The sequence below is a fragment of the Streptomyces sp. 8L genome (assembly GCF_020176795.1).
In the GTDB taxonomy this organism is placed as follows: Bacteria; Actinomycetota; Actinomycetes; order Streptomycetales; family Streptomycetaceae; genus Streptomyces.
On record NZ_JAIUKE010000226.1, the window covers coordinates 1 to 19545 of the forward strand.

Consider the following 19545-nt stretch of genomic DNA (forward strand, 5'->3'; position numbering starts at 1 on the left):
CGGCGGGGGGCGGGGCGGGGGGGCGCCGCGGGGGGGGGGGGGCGGCGCCCGCGGGGGGGGGGGGGGGGGGGGGGGGCGGGGGCGGGGCGGCCCCGCCCCCCCCCCCCCCCCCCCCCCCCCGGCCAGGGCGCGCCGCACGGACTCGTAGGTCGCGCCGTGGTCCGCGAGGACCTCGGCCGTCACGCCGGGATGTGCCGTCAGCGCCAGCAGGATGTACGCGTCGCTGATGGTCTTGTCCTTGTGTGCGAGGGCGATGCGCAGCGACCGCTCCAGGATCTTCTTCGCCCCGTCGGAGAACGCGCGGTGGCCGCCGCGCCCGCGCTTGGCCGTACGGTCGCCCCGGAGCACGCCCTCGCCGTGCACCGCCTCGACGCGGCCGACTATCTCCGCCACGTCGATGCCGAGGTCCGCGAGGGCGTCGGCGTCCGCGCGCGAGAGGCCCGCGCGGCGGTGCGCCTCGCCAAGGTCCGCCTCCACCGACGCCCGCCGGGCGGTGACGCCCAGGGCGCCGAGGAGGCCTGCGGCGCTCGTGCCGCGCTGCTCCAGCAGGGCGAGGAGCAGATGTTCCTCGGTGACGGCGGCGGCCGAGCGGAGCTCCGCGTGCCGCATCGCCTCCGCCACCACCCGCCGCGCGTCCGGGGTGAATCGTTCGAACATCACTGCCTCCCGTGCTTCTTGTGGGCCGCCTGGCGGCTCACGCCCAGTTCGTCCGCGATCTCCTGCCACGACCAGCCCTGGCCCCTGGCGCTGCGTACCTGCACGGCTTCCAGCTGTTCGAGCAGCCGCCGCAGCGCGGCCACGGCCCGCAGCCCGATCCGCGGGTCACGGTCGCCCGCGCGGGCGGCAAGGTCTGTTGCCTCGGTCATAACTGTCAACGTACATTGACAGACCCCGACCGTCAACCATCGTTGACAGTCGGGGTCTCGGGACATCAGCGCGTAAGTCACATCAGCGCGTCGCCACATCGGCGCATGGTCAGATCGGCGCCCCATCGCATCGCCGCGTCGTCACATCGGCGCGTCATCACGTCATCACATCGTCAGGACGAGCTTTCCGAAGAGGTCGCCTGCCGCCATCCGCGTGAACGCCTCGCGCGCCCTGTCCACCGGCAGGACGTCGTCGATCACCGGCCGGACGCCCGTCGTCGCGCAGAACGACAGCAGGTCCTCCAGCTCGTCCTTGGACCCCATGGTCGAACCGACGACCTTGAGTTCGAGGAAGAAGATCCGCGTCAGCTCCGCGTTCGACGGCCGGTCGCCGCTCGTCGCGCCGGAGATCACCACCGTGCCGCCGGGCCGCAGGGACTTGACGGAGTGCGACCAGGTCGCCGCACCCACCGTCTCGATCACGGCGTCCACCCGGTGCGGCAGCCTGGCCCCCGGCTCGAAGGCCTCCACCGCGCCCAGGCCGAGGGCGCGCTCCCGCTTCGCCGCGTCACGGCTCGTCGCGTACACCCGCAGCCCCGCCGCGCTGCCCAGCGCCACGCACGCGGTGGCGACGCCGCCGCCCGCGCCCTGCACGAGCACCGAGTCGCCGGGCCGCACGCCCGCGTTGGTGAAGAGCATGCGGTACGCGGTGAGCCACGCGGTCGGCAGGCAGGCCGCCTGCTCGAAGGTCAGCTCCTTCGGCTTCGGCAGCACGTTCCAGGACGGCACGGTGACCCGCTCCGCGAACGTCCCGTCGTACGTCTCGGTGAGGATGGACCTGCGCTCCCGCGGCCCGACGCCGTGGCCGCTCTCGCCGATGACGGAGTGGACGACGACCTCGTTGCCGTCCTCGTCGACGCCCGCGGCGTCGCAGCCGAGGATCATCGGCAGGCGGTCGGCGGGCAGGCCCACGCCGCGCAGCGACCACAGGTCGTGGTGGTTGAGCGACGCGGCCCTGACGGTGACGGTCGTCCAGCCGGGCCGGGCCGCAGGCTCGGGGCGCTCCCCCAGCTCAAGGCCGTCGAGGGGCTGGTCCTTGTCGATGCGTGCTGCGTAGACGGCGAACATGCGACGACGATAGGCGCGCTCCCGCGCGGCGCGGAACACGCCGCCGATGTGACACACACCCCGCACCCTGCCGGGTTTGCCCGCGGTACGGGCCGGGTCCGCGGGCCCGGCCCGTACCGCCCCACAAGGCGGCGCCCGGGACTCCGCGCTACCGGCGGGCCACCCCGTCCAGCCGGGCGGCGGCGGCCACCGCGGCCGTGACCGCGGGCGCGACCCGCTCGTCGAACGGGGACGGGATCACGAAGTCGGCCGCCAGCTCGTCGCCGACGACCCCGGCCAGCGCGTCCGCCGCGGCGATCTTCATGCCCTCGGTGATCCGGGACGCCCGCACCTGGAGCGCGCCCGCGAAGATGCCGGGGAACGCCAGGACGTTGTTGATCTGGTTCGGGAAGTCGCTGCGCCCGGTGGCGACGACCGCCGCGTACTTGTGCGCGACGTCCGGATGCACCTCCGGGTCCGGGTTGGCCATGGCGAAGACGAACGCGTCGGGCGCCATCGACGCGACGGCGGCCTCCGGGACCGTGCCGCCCGACACGCCGATGAACACGTCCGCGCCCTTCAGCGCCGACTCCAGCGAGCCGGTGAGGCCCGCCTTGTTCGTCAGGGAGGCGATCTCCCGCTTGATGTCCGTGAGGTCGTCGCGGTCGGCGCTGACGACGCCCTTGCGGTCCGTGACGGCCACGTCGCCGATCCCCGCCTCCAGGAGGAACTTGGCGATCGCGACGCCGGCCGCGCCGGCGCCCGAGATGACCGCGCGCAGGTCGCCGAGGCCCCGGCCGGTCAGCTTCGCCGCGTTGCGCAGCGCGGCCAGCGTGACCACGGCGGTGCCGTGCTGGTCGTCGTGGAAGACCGGGATGTCCAGCCGCTCCTGGAGCTCCCGCTCGATCTCGAAGCACCGGGGCGCCGCGATGTCCTCCAGGTTGATCCCGCCGAAGGACGGGGCGAGCCGGACGACCGTCTCGACGATCTCGTCCGTCTCGGTGGTGGCGAGCGCGATCGGCACCGCGTCGACCCCGCCGAACTGCTTGAACAGGATGGCCTTGCCCTCCATCACGGGGAGCGAGGCCTCCGGGCCGATGTCGCCGAGCCCGAGCACCGCGGTGCCGTCCGTCACGACGGCCACGACCTGCGACTTCCAGGTGTAGTCGTGGACCAGCTCGGGCTTTTGAGCGATCGCCGTGCACACCCGGGCGACGCCGGGGGTGTACGCGAGGGAGAGTTCGTCCCGGTCCCGCACGGGAACCGTGGCCCGCACCGCGAGCTTGCCGCCCCTGTGCAGGGCGAAGGCGGGATCGAAGGGCTCGTCCGTCTCGCTGTCGCTGTCCGCGTCGCTGCGCGGGTTGACGATCTCCGCTGCCATGTGATGTGTCCCCTTTGGGTTGTTCGTTCGAGGGTGGTTCCGGGTGTCCGCTCCTGGTCGAGGCGCGGTCGACGCGCCGCACGCGCGTCATCAAGTCCCGGTGGGGGAAAAGTCATTCATACCCGACGGGTGGCATCGCCACGCACGCCGGAGGACCGTGTGGGCGGCCGGAGATTCTCCGGCCCGAAGGAGGCGTCCCGGGAGAAGGTCCCGCCGTCACGGACGGGCGGGGTGTCGGTTCGGGGGTGACCCGTTATCCGATTTTGACATGCCCGGCGCCCTGAAGCCGCCTGTCCAAATGGCAGGATGCCGTAATCACACACGGTCGCGACACCCGAAGAAGCGTGCACGTCCACCCGGCAGACACCCTTTTGCCGTCACAACACGGTGACCCACCTCGGAGGACCCGAACATGAGTACCACCTCTCGCACCATCGCCGTGAGGTCACGGATCGCGGCCGTCGGCGCGCTCGCGGTCGCGGGCGCCCTCGTTCTGACCGGCTGCGGCGACCAGACGAAGAAGGACGACGGGGGCGGCTCCCCCTCGGCCTCCAGCGGCGGGGGCGCGGCGAGCGCCCCGCTGCACGACAAGCTGCCGAAGCAGATCCAGGACCAGGGCGTCATCAAGGTCGGGTCCGACATCGCATACGCACCGGTCGAATTCACCGACAAGTCGGGCAAGACCGCCGGTATCGACCCGGACATCGGCGCGGCCCTCGGCAAGCAGCTCGGCGTGAAGGTCCAGTTCGACAACGGCACGTTCGACTCGCTGGTGACCGGCCTGCGGGCGAAGCGCTACGACATCCTCATGTCGGCGATGACCGACACGAAGGACCGGCAGAACGGGGTCGAGAACGGCAAGAAGGTCGGGGCCGGCGTCGACTTCGTCGACTACTACAGCGCGGGCGTCTCGATCTACACGCAGAAGGGCAAGACCCAGGGCATCTCCGGCTGGAACGACCTCTGCGGCAAGACCATCGTGGTGGAGCGCGGCACCGTCTCCGAGGACCTCTCCAAGGCCGAGGCGAAGAAGTGCCCCGCGGGCAAGACGGTCAAGATCCAGTCGTTCGACACCGACCAGCAGGCGCAGGTGCGCCTCAAGAGCGGCGGCGCGGACGCCGGTTCCTCCGACTCGCCGATCGCCGCGTACGCGGTGAAGACGTCCGGCGGCGGCAACGACTTCCAGCTGGTCGGCAAGACGGTCCAGGCCGCGCCGTACGGCATCGCCGTGACGAAGGGCGACACGCAGCTGACCACGGCGATCCAGCAGGCCCTGAACAACATCATCAAGGACGGCGAGTACCAGAAGATCCTGCAGAAGTGGGGCGCCCAGGACGGCGCCATCACCTCGGCCAAGATCAACGGCGGCAGCTGACCCCGGCTCCCGGGCGCCCCGCCGCACGCCCGTGTCCCCGACGCCCCGGCACCCCGGGAGGGGACCTGGCGGCGCGGCGGGGGCGCCCCGGACCGCGGGGGGACCGAGGGCCGAGAGGACCGAGAGGCAGAGGGACCTAGCTGTGAGTGTCGACATCAACAAAGAGGCGGAACCCGCCGACTCCGTGCCAGCACCGCCGGAGGCCATCCGCGCCATCCCGGTGAAGCACTACGGGCGGTACGTGTCCGGCGTGATCGCCGTCGCCGTACTCGCCCTGATCATCTACGCCTTCTCGCAGGGCAAGGTGAACTGGGGAGCCATCCCCGACTACTTCTTCGACGGACGCGTGCTCGCGGGCGTCGGCAAAACGCTGCTCCTGACCGTGCTCGCCATGCTGATGGGTGTCGTCCTCGGCGTCATCCTGTCCGTGATGCGCCTGTCGAAGAACCCGGTGACCTCGTCCATCTCGTGGTTCTACATCTGGTTCTTCCGGGGCACGCCGGTCTATGTGCAGCTGCTGGTCTGGTTCAACCTGGGCCTCGTCTTCGAGTACATCAACCTCGGGCCGATCTACAAGGACTACTGGTCCTCGTTCATGACGCCGTTCCTCACGGCGCTGCTGGGCCTCGGCCTCAACGAGGCCGCGTACATGGCGGAGATCTGCCGCGCCGGCCTGCTCTCGGTGGACGAGGGGCAGACGGAGGCGTCCCACGCGCTCGGCATGAGCCACGGCAAGACGCTGCGGCGGGTCGTCATCCCGCAGGCGATGCGGGTGATCGTGCCGCCGACGGGCAACGAGGTCATCAACATGCTGAAGACGACCTCGCTGGTCTCCGCGGTGCAGTACTCGGAACTGCTGCGGGTCGCCCAGGACATCGGGCAGACCTCGGGCGCCGCGGCGGAGATGCTGTTCCTCGCGGCGGCCTGGTACCTGATCCTGACGACGGTCTTCAGCGTCGGCCAGTTCTATCTTGAGCGGTACTACGCGCGCGGTTCGAGCCGCGCGCTGCCGGCCACGCCCTGGCAGAAGATCAGGGCCAACATGCTCTCCCTGAGCAACCGAACGGGCGGAGGTGCCGCATGACCGCGATGGTGAAGGCGGAGGGCGTGCACAAGTCCTTCGGCACCGTGCAGGTGCTCAAGGGCATCGATCTGGAGGTCGCGCCGCAGGAGGTGTTCTGCCTGGTCGGCCCGTCCGGCTCGGGCAAGTCGACGTTCCTGCGGTGCATCAACCACCTGGAGAAGATCAACGCGGGACGGCTCTACGTCGACGGCGACCTGGTCGGCTACCGGCAGCAGGGCGACAAGCTGTACGAGCTCCGCGACAGCGAAGTGGCCCTCAAGCGCCGCGACATCGGCATGGTGTTCCAGCGCTTCAACTTGTTCCCCCACATGACGGCCGTCGAGAACGTCATGGAGGCGCCCGTCCAGGTCAAGGGGGAGAGCAGAGCCGTCGCCCGGGCCCGGGCGGAGCAGCTGCTCGACCGGGTGGGCCTGTCCGACAAGGCGGCCAACTACCCCTCGCAGCTCTCTGGCGGCCAGCAGCAGCGCGTCGCCATCGCCCGCGCGCTGGCGATGGAGCCGAAGCTCATGCTCTTCGACGAGCCGACGTCCGCGCTCGACCCCGAGCTCGTCGGCGACGTCCTCGACGTGATGCGCGACCTGGCGTCGGACGGCATGACCATGATCGTGGTCACCCACGAGATGGGCTTCGCCCGCGAGGTCGGGGACGCGCTCGTGTTCATGGACGACGGCGTCGTCGTGGAGGCGGGCCACCCGCGGGATGTCCTGACGAACCCGCGGCACGAGCGGACGAAGGCGTTCCTGTCGAAGGTCCTCTGAGTCGCGCGCCGGTGCCCCGTACGCCGCACGGCTCACCCGTACGGCGTACGGGCACGGCGGCGATCCGCCCGCCGGTGCCTGTACCCGTGCGCGTCCTTATGTGTGCGCGCCCGTATTCCCCCGTAGCCGGACTCGTAGCCGTACGCGTGCCCGCCCGGACACCGGCACCCTCGCCGGCGTCCGGGCGCCGGTTACCGCCCCGGCCGCTACTTCAGCGCGAGGACGACCGTGTCGGACGGGGACGCCCACACCGCGCGCGCCTCGCCGAAGCCTGCCGCGCGCAGCGTCTCCACGTGCCAGTCGAGCGGGGGCATCTCGCCGTCCGCGTGGCTGCCGTAGATCCGGAAGCGCTCGGCGGTGGCCTCCGCGAGCGCCGGGTCGGCCGCCGCCGCGTCCCACCACTCGCTCCAGCCGAGCGCGCCCGCGGCCGTGTCCCGGTCCATTCGGGCGTGCCGGTACGCGCTCTCCGCCGCGTCGATCCGCGGGGTGCCGCGGTGCTTCATGTGGTCCGCGTTCAGGAAGACGCCGCCCGCGCGGGTGACGCCCGCGATCCGCCCGTACAGCTCGGTGAGCGGCCCCTCCCGCAGCCAGTGCAGAGCGGTCGCGGTGAGCACCGCGTCGTACTGGTCGTGGGGCAGCGCACCGGTCCAGCCGGGGTCCTTGAGGTCGGCCGCCACGAACGAGACCCGGTCGTCGCCCGCGAAGGTGCCGCGCGCGATGGCCAGCAGCGCGGGGTCGAGGTCGACGCCGGTGCTGGTGGCGCCGGGGAACCGGGTCAGCAGCCGGTCGGTGATGCTTCCGGTGCCGCACGCGAGGTCGAGCACCCGCGGCTTCGGGCCGACCAGCGCCTCGACCATGTCGAGCATGACCCGGAACCTGTCCTCCCGGTCCGGCATGAACAACTCCTGCTGCCGGTCCCAGCTCTCCTGCCAGGCCCGCCAGTCGGTACCGTTCGCCGCGTCCCGCACATCAGTCATGGGAATCCTCCGTCGCGCCTCAACACATGTAATACCCTGGATCGGGAAACGACCATTACCCCCCGATACGCAGAACCTTAGACCGCCCTCGTAAGGACTACAAGTGGACCTGGCCTCTTACTCGGACTACGCCGTGCGCCTCGTCAACACCGAGGAGCCGCTGCGTGGCACCGACACGCTCACCTCGGTCGAGGCCGTACGCACCCTGTTCGGCTCCGCGTCGCAGGTCGCACGCAGGGCGGCGGACGCGGACGTGACCCGCCTGAGGTCCGTACGGGCGCGGCTGCGCGCCGTCTTCACGGCCGCGGACGAGGGCGACGAGACGCTCGCCGTGGACCTGCTCAACGCGCTGCTGCTGGACTTCCCCGTCAGCCCGAAGATCTCGGGGCACGACACGCTCAACGACGAGGGCCGCCCGGACTGGCACATGCACCTCGCGGAGCACACCTCGAACGCCACCGCCGCCTTCGCCGCGACGGCCGCCATGGGCCTGGCCTTCCACCTCACGGTGCACGGCGCCGACCGGCTCGGGCTGTGCGAGGCGGCGCCGTGCCGCAACGCCTACCTGGACACATCGACGAACCGCTCCCGCCGCTACTGCTCCGACCGGTGCGCCACCCGCGCGAACGTGGCCGCCTACCGCGCCCGCAAGCGCCTGGAGACGGAGCGGTCGGCGAGCACCGGGCGCAGCGCGGAGGCGAGCCACGCCACCGTGGCGCCGAGCGAACGCTGATCCTCGGCGCGTGGCCGGTACCGGCCGAGGACCCGGGCGAGCAGCAGTTCGTCGGGGACCGTGCCGAACAGCCGGCTGTCCCCCTCCGCGGCGGGGTTGTCGCCCAGCACCCACCAGCCGCCGCCCCGCCGCTCGACCAGCCGCTTGACGATGAGCAGATCCTGCTGGAGCGGATGCTTCAGCACGGCCACGTCACCGGCCTTGACCGGGGCCTTGTACTGCACGAGGAGCTGGTCGCCGTGCTTGAGGGTCGGATACATGGACGGACCCGTCACCTCGGCGATGCCGAGCGGCACCCGCGCCTCCCGTGGCTCCCGCCCCGGCTCCGTCATCCGGCACCTCCCGGTCACTCCCGCGCTCCGTCGTCGGTCCAATTCTGATGCCGGACTTTTGTCCTAAGCCCCAGGGGGCACTCGCGAAAACAGGCTTCTTACAGAGTAATGTCACACCCGAGAAGACGATCACGAGGAAGGACAGCACATGCTCTCCCGCCTGTTCGCCCCCAAGGTGAAGGTCAGCGCCCACTGCGACCTCCCCTGCGGCGTCTACGACCCCGCTCAGGCCCGCATCGAGGCCGAGTCCGTCAAGGCCATCCAGGAGAAGATGGCCGGCAACGACGACCCCCACTTCCAGACGCGCGCCACGGTCATCAAGGAGCAGCGCGCCGAGCTCGCCAAGCACCACGTCTCGGTGCTGTGGAGCGACTACTTCAAGCCGCCGCACTTCGAGAAGTACCCCGAGCTGCACCAGCTCGTCAACGACACCCTGAAGGCCCTCTCGACGGCCAAGGGCTCCAAGGACCCGGCCACCGGCCAGAAGGCCCTGGACTACATCGCCCAGATCGACAAGATCTTCTGGGAGACCAAGAAGGCCTGACCATGGCCCGGCCGTCCGGCTCGCGTTGCCGCGGGCCGCACAGCCCACCCGACCGCACCCGGCCCCGGGGCCGCCGAGAACGGCGCCTCCGCAGGCCGGGTGCGGTCGTTCTCCCGCCGGCCCCGGAGGTGCGTGGGCCCGGGGCGGGCGCTCGCGGCCCGGCGGCGCCGGAAGTCCGGGCGCATGTGCCGCCCGAAAGTGTCAGGAAGCACCTCGCAAAGCCTCGCGCACCCGATCGGGCCTGACATAGGGTCACATTCCATGACGGCCATGCCGAACGCGGCGATCGACAGCAGCAGACCGCGCACCGCCGGGGTGTACGACTACCTCCTCGGCGGACACGAGCACTACCGCGTCGACCGCGAAGTCGGGGACCGGCTGCCGCCGCTCGCCCGCGCGGGGGCGCGCCACAACCGGGAGTTCATGCACCGGGCCACGGGCTGGCTGGCCCGCCAGGGGGTGGACCAGTTCCTGGACATCGGAACGGGCTTCCCGGCAGAGCCCAACCTCCATCAGATAGTCCAGGGGATCAACCCGGCCTCCCGGGTGCTCTACACGGACAACAACCGGATCATCCTGCGGTACGCCGAGGCGCTCCTCGTGAGCGGTCCCGAGGGCGTCACCGACTATCTCCAGGCCGATGTGCGCGAACCGGCCGTGATCCTCGAACACGCCCGTACGACCCTGGACTTCGGCCGTCCCGTCGCCCTGTCCGTCATCGGCCTGCTGCACTTCCTGCCCGACGACGCCGACCCGCACGCCCTCGTCCGCGCCCTGGTGGCCGGGCTGCCGCGGGGCAGCTTCCTGGTCCTGACACACGCCGCGTCCGACCTGCACGCGGGCAGCTCACGCGAGGTCGTTCAGGCCTACGCGAGCGGCGGCGTGGACCTGGTGCCGCGCGACCGGTCCGCGTGCGCGCGCTTCTTCGACGGACTGCGGCTCGTGGAGCCGGGCCTCGTCACCGCCCCCGAGTGGTACCGCGACGAGCCGGCCCCCGAGCCCTCGGAGATCGGCCTGTACGCGGGGGTCGCCCGCGTCCTGTGACGCCGGGCCGGGACGTTCGGGGCCACCCCGCGGCCGGGCCCGGGCGAGGCCGCGGCTCCTCGTCGCGCACTCTCACGCCCGTCACACGGTCTCTCTGCGCCCGCTGTCTCCCCGTCGGCCTCTCCCGTGTCCCTACGGGGCTCCCCCGCCGCGCCGGATTGCCGGACCGTCCCCGCTTCCGCGTGCACCCGTACGAACGTATGTGATGGCCACCTGCGCCACGAGCGCCACGGCCAGGGCGGGCAGTACGCCCACCGGCACCGCGCCCCCCGCGGCGAGCACCCCGTAGACGACGAGCACCAGCAGCAGCGGCAGGGCGGAGAGCCCGGCGATCCGCAGCCGGTCGCCGCGGCTCACGCGTCCGCCCCCGCGTCGCGGGCCCGGTCGAGGTAGTCGCCGAGCGCCCGGTACGCGTCGGCGGGAGCGTCCGGGTCGCCGGAGAGGGCGGCCGGGTCCTCGCGCCAGGCGGCGCGCACCCCGGCGCCGATGGCCGGATCGCCGCCGTTGAACTGCGCGCTCAGCTCGTCCATACGCGCCGCGACGCGCCGCACGCGCGGGTCCGCCGCCGGGATGCCCGCCGTACGCAGCCGCTCGGCCCGCCGGTACAGCTCGGGCCACTCGATCTCCAGCAGGTAGTGCGCGGCGGGTCCGAGCGCCTTCGCGCGGGCGCCCACCACCGCGACCTGGTCGGCGTCGAGGTGGCCGCGCAGCACGCGCTCGCCCTCGTGCCCGCCGCCGCGGACCGCGGCGAGCGCGTCGAACAGCGTGCCGGTGGAGGGCCCGTCCGCCGTGTCCAGTTCGGCGGCCAGCCGCACCAGCCGGCCGCGCAGCAGCTCCAGCTCGGCGAGGGACCCTCCACCCGCGCGAGATGGTCGCGCACCAGCCGCAGAGGGTCGACACCTGAGTCCAGGCACAGGGCGACGGTGTCGAGCCCGAGGCCGAGGCTCCGCAGCGCGAGCACCTGGTACAGCCGGGCGACGTCGTCCCCGGTGTACTCCCGGTGCCCGCCCGCGGTGCGCCGCGAGGGGGTGAGCAGCCCGATGCTGTCCCAGTGGTGCAGTGTCCGGACGGTGAGCCCGCAGGCCTCGGCCAGCGGGCCCACCTTCCACGTGGACGGTCGTGTGGTCATGCCCCCACGGTGCACCCTCACGCCGCGTCGGGTTCAACCCCGCCCGCGCGGACTTCTCCAGCGCCCCGGCGACTGCGGTGGCTCCCCACCGCCCCGGCGACGGCGGTGGCCCGCACCGGCATCAGGCGCCTCATGGGCCGTGGCCTCCGCCGTGCGCACCCTCGGTCACACCGGAAGGTGACGGCCGGGTCACGGTCGGCGCGGCGCGGCGGACTGCAAGGTTTCTGCAAGGGCGGGTCAAGCCGGCCGGTACGGGCCGCGGGCATGCGCTCCTTCGAAGAGCCCCGGCCGCCGGTCGGGCCTGTCTCGGGGGAGACGTATGAAGCAGCTGGAGGGGCCCGCGGGCCCCGTCACGCACGACGCCGGGCAGTGGCTCACACTGCCCGACTGCAAGAAAGTACTGTTCGTGGTCCACACCGAGGTCTACGGGCAGCGGCTCCGTGAGCTGCTGCCGTTGTTCGAGTCGGATCTGCGGGTGCAGGTGGCGTACACCGTCGCGCCGCACGCCTTCAACCGGGGTGCGGACCGCGCGCTGAACGAGGTCGGCGGCGGGGTGGCGCTGCCGTGGCAGGAGGCGGTGAACACGGAGTTCGACCTCGCGCTGGCCGCCGGGTCCCAGGGCATGGAGCAGGTGCGGGCCCCGCTGATCCGCATGCCGCACGGTGCGGGGCACATCAAGCTGTCGCGGCGGCCCGGGACGGCCACGGGCGGCCACGGGGACGGGGAGCGCGCGGTGGGCGGTCTCGGTCGCGGCTATCTGACCTTCGACGGCCGGGTGGTGCCCACCGCGCTCGCCCTCGCGCACCGGGCGGATCTGGAGGTGCTCGCCCGCGAGTGCCCCGAGGCGCTCCCGATCGCGACGGTGGTGGGGGACGGCAGCTTCGACCGGATACGGGCGAGCCTGCCGTGGCGTGACCGGTACCGCGCCGCGCTCGGCCTGCGGGCCGGGCAGCGGCTCGTGCTGGTGACGATGACCTGGGGCCAGGGCTCGTCCTTCAACCGGCTGGACGCCCTCCTGCCCAGGCTGGTCGCAGAACTGCCGGGCGACGCGTACCGGATCGCGGTGCTCGTCCACCCGAACGTGCGCGCGGGCCACGGCGACTGGCAGGTCAACGCCTGGCTTGCCGGGTTCCGCAGGCAGGGCGTCGCGGTGCTGGACGCGGGGGCGGACTGGCGCACCCATCTGATAGCGGCCGATTGGATCATCGGCGACCACGGGAGCGTGACGCTGTACGGCACCCTGACGCAAGCCGCCATCCTGCTGGCGCGGTTCCCGTCCGCCGATGTCAATCCCGCGTCACCGGGCGCCGAACTGGGCAGGGCGGCACCGGCGTTGTCGCCCGCCCATCCCCTGCCGCAGCAGTTGCGCTACGCGGCGGAGACCTATCCGGCGGCCGAATACGCGCGGATCGCGTCGCTGATCTCCTCGGAACCCGGCCGGTTCGACCGGCGCATGCGCGACCTCATGTACCGGGTCCTGCGCCTCGGGCCTCCCGCGTACGATCCCGCTCCCGGTCCGCTGCCGCTGCCCGGCCGGCTGGCCGCGGCGGTGGTCGACCGGCCGGGCGGCCTCGGGCTCTCGGCGTGAGCGCGGCCGAAGGGGCGCTTCTCCTCACGGACGCGGTGGTGGTCGACCTGGACGGCCCCGCGGGTGAGGAGTGGAGGCAGTGCGCGGACGTGTTGTGCGCGGGCGTCCCCCGTACGGTCGGGGGGGGCGTGCTTCTCGTACGGCGGACCCTGCGCAGGTATCCGGGGTGTGTCGCGGTCGTGGTCGCCTGTCCCGAGGCGGGCGCGGCGGTCTGGGGGTTCAGGGACTCCCCGGGCACTCGACACGCCGCAGCCGCTCGGCCACGCGGGTCGCGTCCGCCTCGCTGACCGGTGTGTACAGGGCCAGAGACCGCCTGTAGTGGTCTCTGGCCGCTGCCGCGTCCTGCCACTCCTCGGCCGTCTCGCCCATCATCTCCCGAGTGCGCGCCTGCCAGTGGACGGAGCCCGCCGCCGCGAACTCCTCCAGGGCCAGGGCGAGATGGCGTTCCGCGAGCGCGCGCCCGCGCCCCGACATCGCGGCGGCGCGGCCGAGGAAGGCGAGGGCGCGGGCCGCGTCGTACCCGTCGTGTTCGGCCAGGAGGTCGGCGCGGGCGCGTTCGAGCCGGTGGAAGGCTTCTTCCGGGTGGTTCGTGGACAGCTCGATGTCGCCCAGGCAGATCCCGGTGAGGGCGGCACCGCGCCGGTAGCCGATCTCCTCGCGCAGGGCCAGGGCCCGGGTGAAGTGGGCGCGTGCCCGGACGAGGCGTCCGGCGAGCCGGTGCGTCTGGCCGAGGCCGTGCAGGGACTGCGCCTGGGCCTTGCGGTCTCCGGTGGTGGCGGCGAGTTCTCCCGCGCGGGTGAACCAGTCGACCGCCTCGTCGAAGAGGCCCGCGTTGCGCAGGCCGGTGCCGCCGGAGGTGAGCATGCGGCTGACCGCGGCCGGGTCCCCGGCCCGTTCCGCCGCGGCGCGGCCCACGCGGTGGGCTTCGATCCACAGGTCGTAGGAGCGCAGACGCAGGAACAGGGGCCAGCAGGCGTCGGCGAGCTGCCAGGCGGTGTCGTCCCAGCCCTGCTCGGCCGCCACGCGCAAAGCGGTCATGAGGTTGGACGACTCCTCCGCGAACCAGCGCAGCGCCTGCGCGGCGTCGCCGAAGGGCGCCGGTTCCTCCGGGCGGAACTCGTAGGTGCGCGGCAGGTTTCGGTGCGCGGGCGCGAGGAGGGCCTCGGCCGCCGTCGCGGTCCACAGGCAGTGGTCCACCACGCGCCGTACGGTGTCGCGCCGCTCCTCCTCCGAGTCGTGTGCCATCGCGCGGCGGGCCGCGTGGGCGCGGGTGAGGTCGTGGAAGCGGAAACGCTCGCGCGCGGACTCCTCTCCCCCGGTGCCGTGGTTCTCCAGCATGCTCGCCTCGGTCAGTTCGTCCAGTACGTGTTCCGCGTCGTCTCCCGGGAGTGCGAGCGCGGAGGCGGCGACGGCCCGGTCGAGCGCGACCAGCGGGACGAGCCCGAGCAGCCGGTAGCCGCGGGCCAGGCGGGGCGGCAGCCGTCGGTACGACTCGTCGAGCGCGGTCTCCACGGTGTGGGTGCCTTCGACCCGCAGGGCGCGCACCCCTCCGGCGCCGGGGCCGGTGAGGGACGCGGCGAGGCCGGCCAGGGAGTGGTGGGGGCGCGCCGCGAGCCGCGCCGCGGCGACGCACATCGCGAGCGGGAGGCCGCCGCACGCCACGGCGACCGCTCGTGTCGCGTCGGGGTCGCGGTCCGCACGCTCGGCCCCGATGCGGCGCGTCAGCAGATCGACGGATTCCTCCAGCGCGAGGGCGCCGAGCTGGAGGAAGGCCGCTCCGTCGACGCCGAGTCCGGTCAGGCGCCGTCTGCTGGTGACGGCCACGAGGCTGTCCGCGGTTCCGGGCAGCAGGGGGCGCACCTGGGCGACGCTGAGCGCGTTGTCCAGGAAGACGATCAGCCGGGAGCCCGCGGTCAACGACCGCCACAGCGCGGCCTGTTCGGCGAGTTCAGCGGGGACCCGGGTGGCGCCGAGTGCCCGCAGGAACTGGCCGAGTACCTCGCCGGGGGCGGCCGGCGGCCTGTCCTCCTCGACGTGCCCGCGCAGGTCCACATAGAGCTGGCCGTCGGGGAAGCCGTCGGCGCGCTCCGTGAGCCAGCGGGAGACCAGTGCCGTCTTCCCGATGCCGGGCGCCCCGCTGACCACGACGAGCGCGGGCCCGCGCACCGCGGCTCCGCCGTCCTCCATGAGGTTTTCCAGGAAGGCGAGTTCGCTGCTCCGTCCGGTGAACGTACTGGACACCGGGAGGAGTTGGCGGGGCACCACGGCCCGTGCGGGGCGGTGGCCGGACGGCGCCGGGGTGTGGATGTGCACATCGCCCGCGATGCTGCCCGCCTGCACCACGGAGCCCTCGACGGACGTGACGGAGCCGTCCCCGCCCACCGTGTTCCGCGTGCGCTCGACGGTGGGCGGGGCAGCGGCGGCGGCCGGCACCGTGTGAATCCACTGCCCGGCGTCGCGCGCGAACCGCTCCTCGGCGGCGGCGAGCCGGGCGGCACACAGGGCCAGTTCACGCAGGACGCCGCGTAACGCGGTGCCGTCACCGCCCGCCGACAGCTCGGCCGCCCGCTCCGCGAGACGCGGCAGGCCGCCCCGTTCCCAGTCGGGGTATTCCTCTGCGAGCACGGCTAATTTCCGCCATGTCGACGGCTGGAAAACAGCCGTACGCAGAGCGGAATCAAACTCATCGACCGACACCCGGTTCACACGCCCCCACCTCCCGGTTCACGAGCCCCTGACAGCTCTGATCAGGATCTGCCCACGAAATGACAACTACAGGCTGAAATTTTCATCACTCCGATCGATCAAGATCGATCAGATATCCCAATCAATCGATATTGCCGTCTTTTGAACAGAGCGAACCGGTGCCATCCTTTTGAGGTGCCGACAAGAAGGTCGGCCGATGGGGGCAACGGTGGCCTCTGGCATATTCATTCTGGGCCCTGTGGAGCTGCGGACCGACACGCGTCGCCACGCGCTGGGTACGGGCAAGGAGAGCCTCACGCTCGCCGCCCTGGCCGTCGACGTGGGACGCCCGGTGCCGGTGGAGGCGCTGATCCAGCGGCTGTGGGACGACGAGCCCCCGGGAAAACCCCGGGAGGGCCTGCACGTCTACGCGGCCCGTCTGCGCAAGCGCCTGACCGAGCATGCCTGCGGCGCCCACCTCGTCCAGCAGGCGCACGCCTACACGCTCGACGTCGATCCCGACGCCGTCGATCTGCACCGCTTCCAGCGGCTGGCGGCTGAAGCGCGCTCGCTCGCGGACGGGAGCACGGGGCAGCGGGCGCTGGAGACGATGCGACGGGCCGCGGAGCTCTGGCGCGGTGAACCGCTGGCCGGGCTGCCGGGGTTGTGGGCCGCGAGCGTACGGCGCAACCTCGGCGCGAAGCACTTGGCGGCGACCGTCACCCGGCTGGGGATCGAGCTGCGGCTCGGGCACTACGCGCAACTCCTTCCGGATCTCATGACCCTGGCGGAACAGCACCCGACGGACGAGACGCTGGCCGGATACCTGATGGTGGCCGAGTACGGCTGCCGCAGACAGGCGGACGCCCTGCGGACGTACGACACCGTCCGGCACCGGCTGAGCGCCGAACTGGGCACGGAACCGGGCGAGTCGCTCTCGCGGCTGCACAGGCTGATCCTCGACGGGGCGCCCGTGGCGGACCTGCTCGCGGGCCGCGCGACGCCGTCCGCGGCACCCCGCCCCCCCCCCCCCCGGGCCGCCCCGGGGGGGGGGGGCGCGGGCCGGGGGGGGGGGGGCGGCCGGCGCGCCCGCGGGGGGGGGGGGGCGGGGCGCGGGCGGGGGGGCGGGCGGTGTCGGGGCCGGCCGCGGGGCGGTTCGCGGCGGCGGGGGGCGCGGGGGGGCGCCCCCGCGGGCCCCCGTGGGGGGGGGGGGGGGGGCCGCGGGGCGGCGGGACGGTCCAGGTGATCAGCGGCGGTCCGGGCGTCGGCAAGAGCGCACTCGCGGTGCACGCCGCGCGCCGGCTCGCCCCGTCCTTCCCGGACGGCCAGGTCCACGTGGAACTGGGCACATACAGTCCCGGCAGACGGCGCATGGACCCCGAAGAGGCGCTCTCCGCGCTGCTGCGCGCCTTCGGGGAGCCCAGCGCGTCCATCCCCCGGGACCTGCCGGGGCTCGTGTCCGCGTGGCGCACACTGCTCTCCGGCCGGCGCGCGGTGATCGTCCTGGACGATGCCGCCGATGTCGAGCAGGTCCGTCCGCTGCTGCCCGGCGCCTCCCCGTCCGCGGTGCTCGTCACCAGCAGGCACCGGCTGGCGGGGCTGCCCGGTGCCCGTTCGCTGCTCCTCGACGACCTGTCCGCCGAGGGCGCGGTGGCGCTGTTCAGGCAGTTGGTGGGCGAGGAGCGCGCCGCGGACGCCGCGGGGATACGGCGCATCGCGGAACTCTGCGCGTACCTGCCCCTCGCGGTGGAGATCGCGGCGGGCAGGCTCGCTTCCCGTCCCTCGTGGAACACCGGCCACCTCCTCAGCAGGCTGGACCGCGAGCAGGGCCGGCTGGGAGAGATCCGCAACGGCCATGTCGAAATCACCGGCGCGTTCGCGATGTCGGTGAATGCCCTCCCCGCCCCGCAGCGCAGGGCATTCCGCCTGCTCAGCTCGCATTTCGGGCGAGCGTTCGACGCATATGCCGCAGCCGCGCTGACGGGCCTTTCACCCGAGGCCGCGGAGCGCGTTCTGGAGGAACTCCTCGACGCGCACCTCATCCGAGAACCGGAGCCCGACCGCTACACGTTCCATGATCTTTTGAAGGAGTATTCGAAGACGCTCACGGAAAGCGAAGATCCTTCCCGGGAGCGCACCGAGGCGACGAATCGGCTGATCGTTTTTTACGTACGCACCTGTGCGCTGGCACATTCCATGGTCTACCCACACCACCCCCGCCCAACGGGCGCGGGGCGCATCGACTCGTCGGTGGCGATGCCGGTCTGGAACGACGCGGAGCACGCGAAGCAGTGGCTTCTCGACGAGTACGAGGCGCTGACAGCGGCCGAGCGCGAGGCACGCGAGAGCGGCGACGGCCACAGCGCGGCGCTTCTCGCACACGCGCTCGTGGATTTCCTGGAGGAGGAGGGCCACTTCGCCGCCGCCCGGGTGATGCACGCGGCGGCGGCGGAACACTGGCGGCGCGTGGACGACCGCGCGGCGGAGGCACGCGCGCTGGTCGACCTCAGCCGCGCGCAGAACTCCGCGAGCCTGTACGGCGAGGCGCTGGCATCGGGCCGCCGCGCGCTGGAGACGGCGCGATCGGCGGGATCGCGACAGACAGCGACGGAAGCACTGCACTGGCTGGGCGTCACGTACTGGAACCTCGGCCGGTACGAGGAGGCCAGGACCTACCAGGAGGAGACCCTCGCCAGGCGCCGCGAGGAAGGCGGCACCTGGCAGATATCGCGGTCCCTCAACAATCTCGGAATCACCTATCTTTACCTTTGCAATTACGAGACGGCGGAGCGCGCTTTCGATGAGGCCCTGGCCGGCTTCCGCTCCAGCAATGACCCGAAGGAAATAAAGAGGACGCTCAACAACCTGTGCAACCTCTATATGGAGACGGGGAGAAACCTGGCGGCGCGGCGCATTCTCGAAGATCAGCTCAACCATCTCATCGCCAGGGGGGACGAGATCGAGCGCGCACGCGTCATGGTCAATCTGGCCGACACGATGGACTCCGCCACCGAGCTCCCCGCTCAATTGCACCTCTATGAGCAGAGCCTGAAAACGTTTACGCGCATAGACGACAGGCGGAACGCGGCGATCACCCTGAATCGCATGGGGATGGCCCGCCACGAGGCCGGTGACCACGGGCGCGCTCTGATCCACCACACCAACGCTCTGCGCCTGGCCAGGGAAATCGGGGCCCAGCTCGAGGAGTGCCGGGCGCTCTCGGGATGCGGTGCCGCGGAGCTCGGGCTCGGCGGCCGCGGGGCCGCCGCCCATTATCTTGACGAGGCCATGACTGTCGCCGAGGCGATGGCCGCGCCGCAGGAGAAGGCGCGGATCGAGGAGACCCTCGCACTCCTGAGGAACGGATGCGGAAGCGCCACGGGGGCACCAAGAACCTGAATCGGGCCATAACACTCATAGCCCGACTCCCGCTTCCCCGGTCCCGTTCGGTTTAGAAATACCAGTGGCATATTCAAAGCGCATGGATCGGCAGAACCGCCCGCGCGATTTGCGGAATCGATAAGCAACTGGATAAAACAGTCGCGGCACACGTGCGCCCCACAACGACTGTTTCGCTCATGCAAAGGTTGCTCCATGCGCAAAAGCATCGCCACCCTGCTCGCCTTCGCCGCCTTGTCCATCTGTTCCCCGTCCATCGAGGAGGCAGTGGAGGCATCCGTGGCACAGACGGCCTTCGGCGCAGTGGCCTGACACGATCCCTCGTGCCAGCGGCCGGACTCGCACCCAGCGGGTCCGGCACCCTTCGTACGGAGCGTTTTCCTTGCGGTCATCCCGCCGTGACACGGCGACGCGGGTCCGCTTGGTATTTTGCGTCATGGACATCAGCACCTTCTCCGCCCGCCAGGCCGACGGGCAGGTCGTAGGGGACTTCCGGCTGCGTCTCACCGTCGGGGTGGGGCGGGCGCGGGAGGTGGCCGGGTG

Annotated in this window: 17 protein-coding genes and 2 pseudogenes; 9 read left to right on the forward strand and 10 right to left on the reverse strand. The window is 72.1% G+C overall.

What is annotated here, in order from left to right; genetic code table 11:
* Positions 1 to 96 precede the first annotated feature (96 nt).
* From LCE31_RS19700 to LCE31_RS19715, 4 genes and pseudogenes are all read right to left on the reverse strand, one after another.
* Positions 97 to 657 (reverse strand): annotated as a pseudogene (locus LCE31_RS19700) (Clp protease N-terminal domain-containing protein); the annotation flags it as partial.
* Positions 657 to 866: an HTH domain-containing protein gene (locus LCE31_RS19705; protein ID WP_225015938.1), complete on the reverse strand. Its 210-nt coding sequence runs from the start codon at positions 864 to 866 to the stop codon at positions 657 to 659. The pseudogene LCE31_RS19700 and the gene LCE31_RS19705, both read right to left, overlap by 1 nt.
* Before the next feature lie 165 nt (positions 867 to 1031).
* Complete coding sequence (locus LCE31_RS19710; RefSeq protein WP_225015941.1) at positions 1032 to 1994, reverse strand: zinc-binding dehydrogenase; 963 nt, start codon at positions 1992 to 1994, stop codon at positions 1032 to 1034.
* 148 nt (positions 1995 to 2142) lie between these two features.
* Positions 2143 to 3354: an NAD(P)-dependent malic enzyme gene (locus tag LCE31_RS19715; protein WP_225015944.1), complete on the reverse strand. Its 1212-nt coding sequence runs from the start codon at positions 3352 to 3354 to the stop codon at positions 2143 to 2145.
* A gap of 412 nt (positions 3355 to 3766) precedes the next feature.
* Between LCE31_RS19715 and LCE31_RS19720 the strand changes: the two genes are divergently transcribed.
* The 3 genes from LCE31_RS19720 (at position 3767) to LCE31_RS19730 (ending at position 6571) form a co-directional block, all read left to right on the forward strand.
* Positions 3767 to 4729, forward strand: coding sequence for an ABC transporter substrate-binding protein (locus LCE31_RS19720; protein ID WP_225015945.1), 963 nt, complete (start codon positions 3767 to 3769; stop codon positions 4727 to 4729).
* Positions 4730 to 4871: 142 nt separating this feature from the next.
* Positions 4872 to 5813, forward strand: coding sequence for an amino acid ABC transporter permease (locus tag LCE31_RS19725; protein WP_225015946.1), 942 nt, complete (start codon positions 4872 to 4874; stop codon positions 5811 to 5813).
* The gene (locus LCE31_RS19730; protein WP_308042275.1) at positions 5810 to 6571 is read left to right on the forward strand and encodes an amino acid ABC transporter ATP-binding protein; all 762 of its coding nucleotides are present in this window, start codon (positions 5810 to 5812) and stop codon (positions 6569 to 6571) included. Before LCE31_RS19725 ends, LCE31_RS19730 begins: the two co-directional genes overlap by 4 nt.
* A 206-nt stretch (positions 6572 to 6777) precedes the next feature.
* Here LCE31_RS19730 and LCE31_RS19735 read toward each other — a convergent pair whose 3' ends face one another.
* Positions 6778 to 7548 carry a class I SAM-dependent methyltransferase gene (locus LCE31_RS19735; protein ID WP_225015947.1) on the reverse strand — a complete coding sequence of 257 codons (771 nt, stop codon included), beginning with the start codon at positions 7546 to 7548 and terminating at the stop codon, positions 6778 to 6780.
* 103 nt (positions 7549 to 7651) lie between these two features.
* Here LCE31_RS19735 and LCE31_RS19740 point away from each other — a divergent pair, with 103 nt between their 5' ends.
* Positions 7652 to 8281, forward strand: coding sequence for a CGNR zinc finger domain-containing protein (locus tag LCE31_RS19740; protein WP_225015948.1), 630 nt, complete (start codon positions 7652 to 7654; stop codon positions 8279 to 8281).
* Here the strand turns inward: LCE31_RS19740 and sodX are convergent.
* Positions 8185 to 8613: a nickel-type superoxide dismutase maturation protease gene (gene sodX, locus LCE31_RS19745; RefSeq protein ID WP_225015949.1), complete on the reverse strand. Its 429-nt coding sequence runs from the start codon at positions 8611 to 8613 to the stop codon at positions 8185 to 8187. The two genes, LCE31_RS19740 and sodX, sit on opposite strands and share 97 nt — an antisense overlap.
* A 148-nt stretch (positions 8614 to 8761) precedes the next feature.
* Between sodX and sodN the strand changes: the two genes are divergently transcribed.
* A complete protein-coding gene (gene sodN / locus LCE31_RS19750; protein ID WP_225015950.1) occupies positions 8762 to 9157 on the forward strand; it encodes a superoxide dismutase, Ni in 396 nt (131 codons plus the stop codon).
* A gap of 261 nt (positions 9158 to 9418) precedes the next feature.
* The gene (locus LCE31_RS19755) at positions 9419 to 10201 is read left to right on the forward strand and encodes an SAM-dependent methyltransferase (RefSeq protein WP_225015952.1); all 783 of its coding nucleotides are present in this window, start codon (positions 9419 to 9421) and stop codon (positions 10199 to 10201) included.
* A gap of 132 nt (positions 10202 to 10333) precedes the next feature.
* On the opposite strand, the gene LCE31_RS19760 is transcribed toward LCE31_RS19755, so the two are convergent.
* The 3 genes and pseudogenes from LCE31_RS19760 to LCE31_RS40895 form a co-directional block, all read right to left on the reverse strand.
* Positions 10334 to 10558: a hypothetical protein gene (locus LCE31_RS19760; protein ID WP_225015954.1), complete on the reverse strand. Its 225-nt coding sequence runs from the start codon at positions 10556 to 10558 to the stop codon at positions 10334 to 10336.
* Entirely contained in the window at positions 10555 to 11115 is a 561-nt protein-coding gene (locus LCE31_RS40890; RefSeq protein ID WP_225015965.1) for a hypothetical protein, read from the reverse strand. The genes LCE31_RS19760 and LCE31_RS40890 overlap by 4 nt, the downstream gene beginning before the upstream one ends.
* Positions 11116 to 11168: 53 nt before the next feature.
* Positions 11169 to 11330 (reverse strand): annotated as a pseudogene (locus LCE31_RS40895) (MerR family DNA-binding transcriptional regulator); the annotation flags it as partial.
* A gap of 319 nt (positions 11331 to 11649) precedes the next feature.
* Between LCE31_RS40895 and LCE31_RS19775 the strand changes: the two are divergent.
* Entirely contained in the window at positions 11650 to 12918 is a 1269-nt protein-coding gene (locus LCE31_RS19775) for a hypothetical protein (RefSeq protein WP_225015956.1), read from the forward strand.
* A gap of 219 nt (positions 12919 to 13137) precedes the next feature.
* Here the strand turns inward: LCE31_RS19775 and LCE31_RS19780 are convergent, their stop codons facing one another.
* The gene (locus LCE31_RS19780; protein ID WP_225015958.1) at positions 13138 to 15543 is read right to left on the reverse strand and encodes an ATP-binding protein; all 2406 of its coding nucleotides are present in this window, start codon (positions 15541 to 15543) and stop codon (positions 13138 to 13140) included.
* A 319-nt stretch (positions 15544 to 15862) separates the two neighbouring features.
* On the opposite strand from LCE31_RS19780, the gene LCE31_RS19785 reads away from it, so the two are divergent.
* Positions 15863 to 16849, forward strand: a complete 987-nt coding sequence (locus LCE31_RS19785; protein WP_225015959.1) for an AfsR/SARP family transcriptional regulator — start codon at positions 15863 to 15865, stop codon at positions 16847 to 16849.
* Positions 16846 to 19002 (forward strand): tetratricopeptide repeat protein, encoded by a 2157-nt coding sequence (locus LCE31_RS40900; RefSeq protein ID WP_225015961.1) that lies wholly within the window; start codon positions 16846 to 16848, stop codon positions 19000 to 19002. The genes LCE31_RS19785 and LCE31_RS40900 overlap by 4 nt, the downstream gene beginning before the upstream one ends.
* Positions 19003 to 19545: the final 543 nt, after the last annotated feature.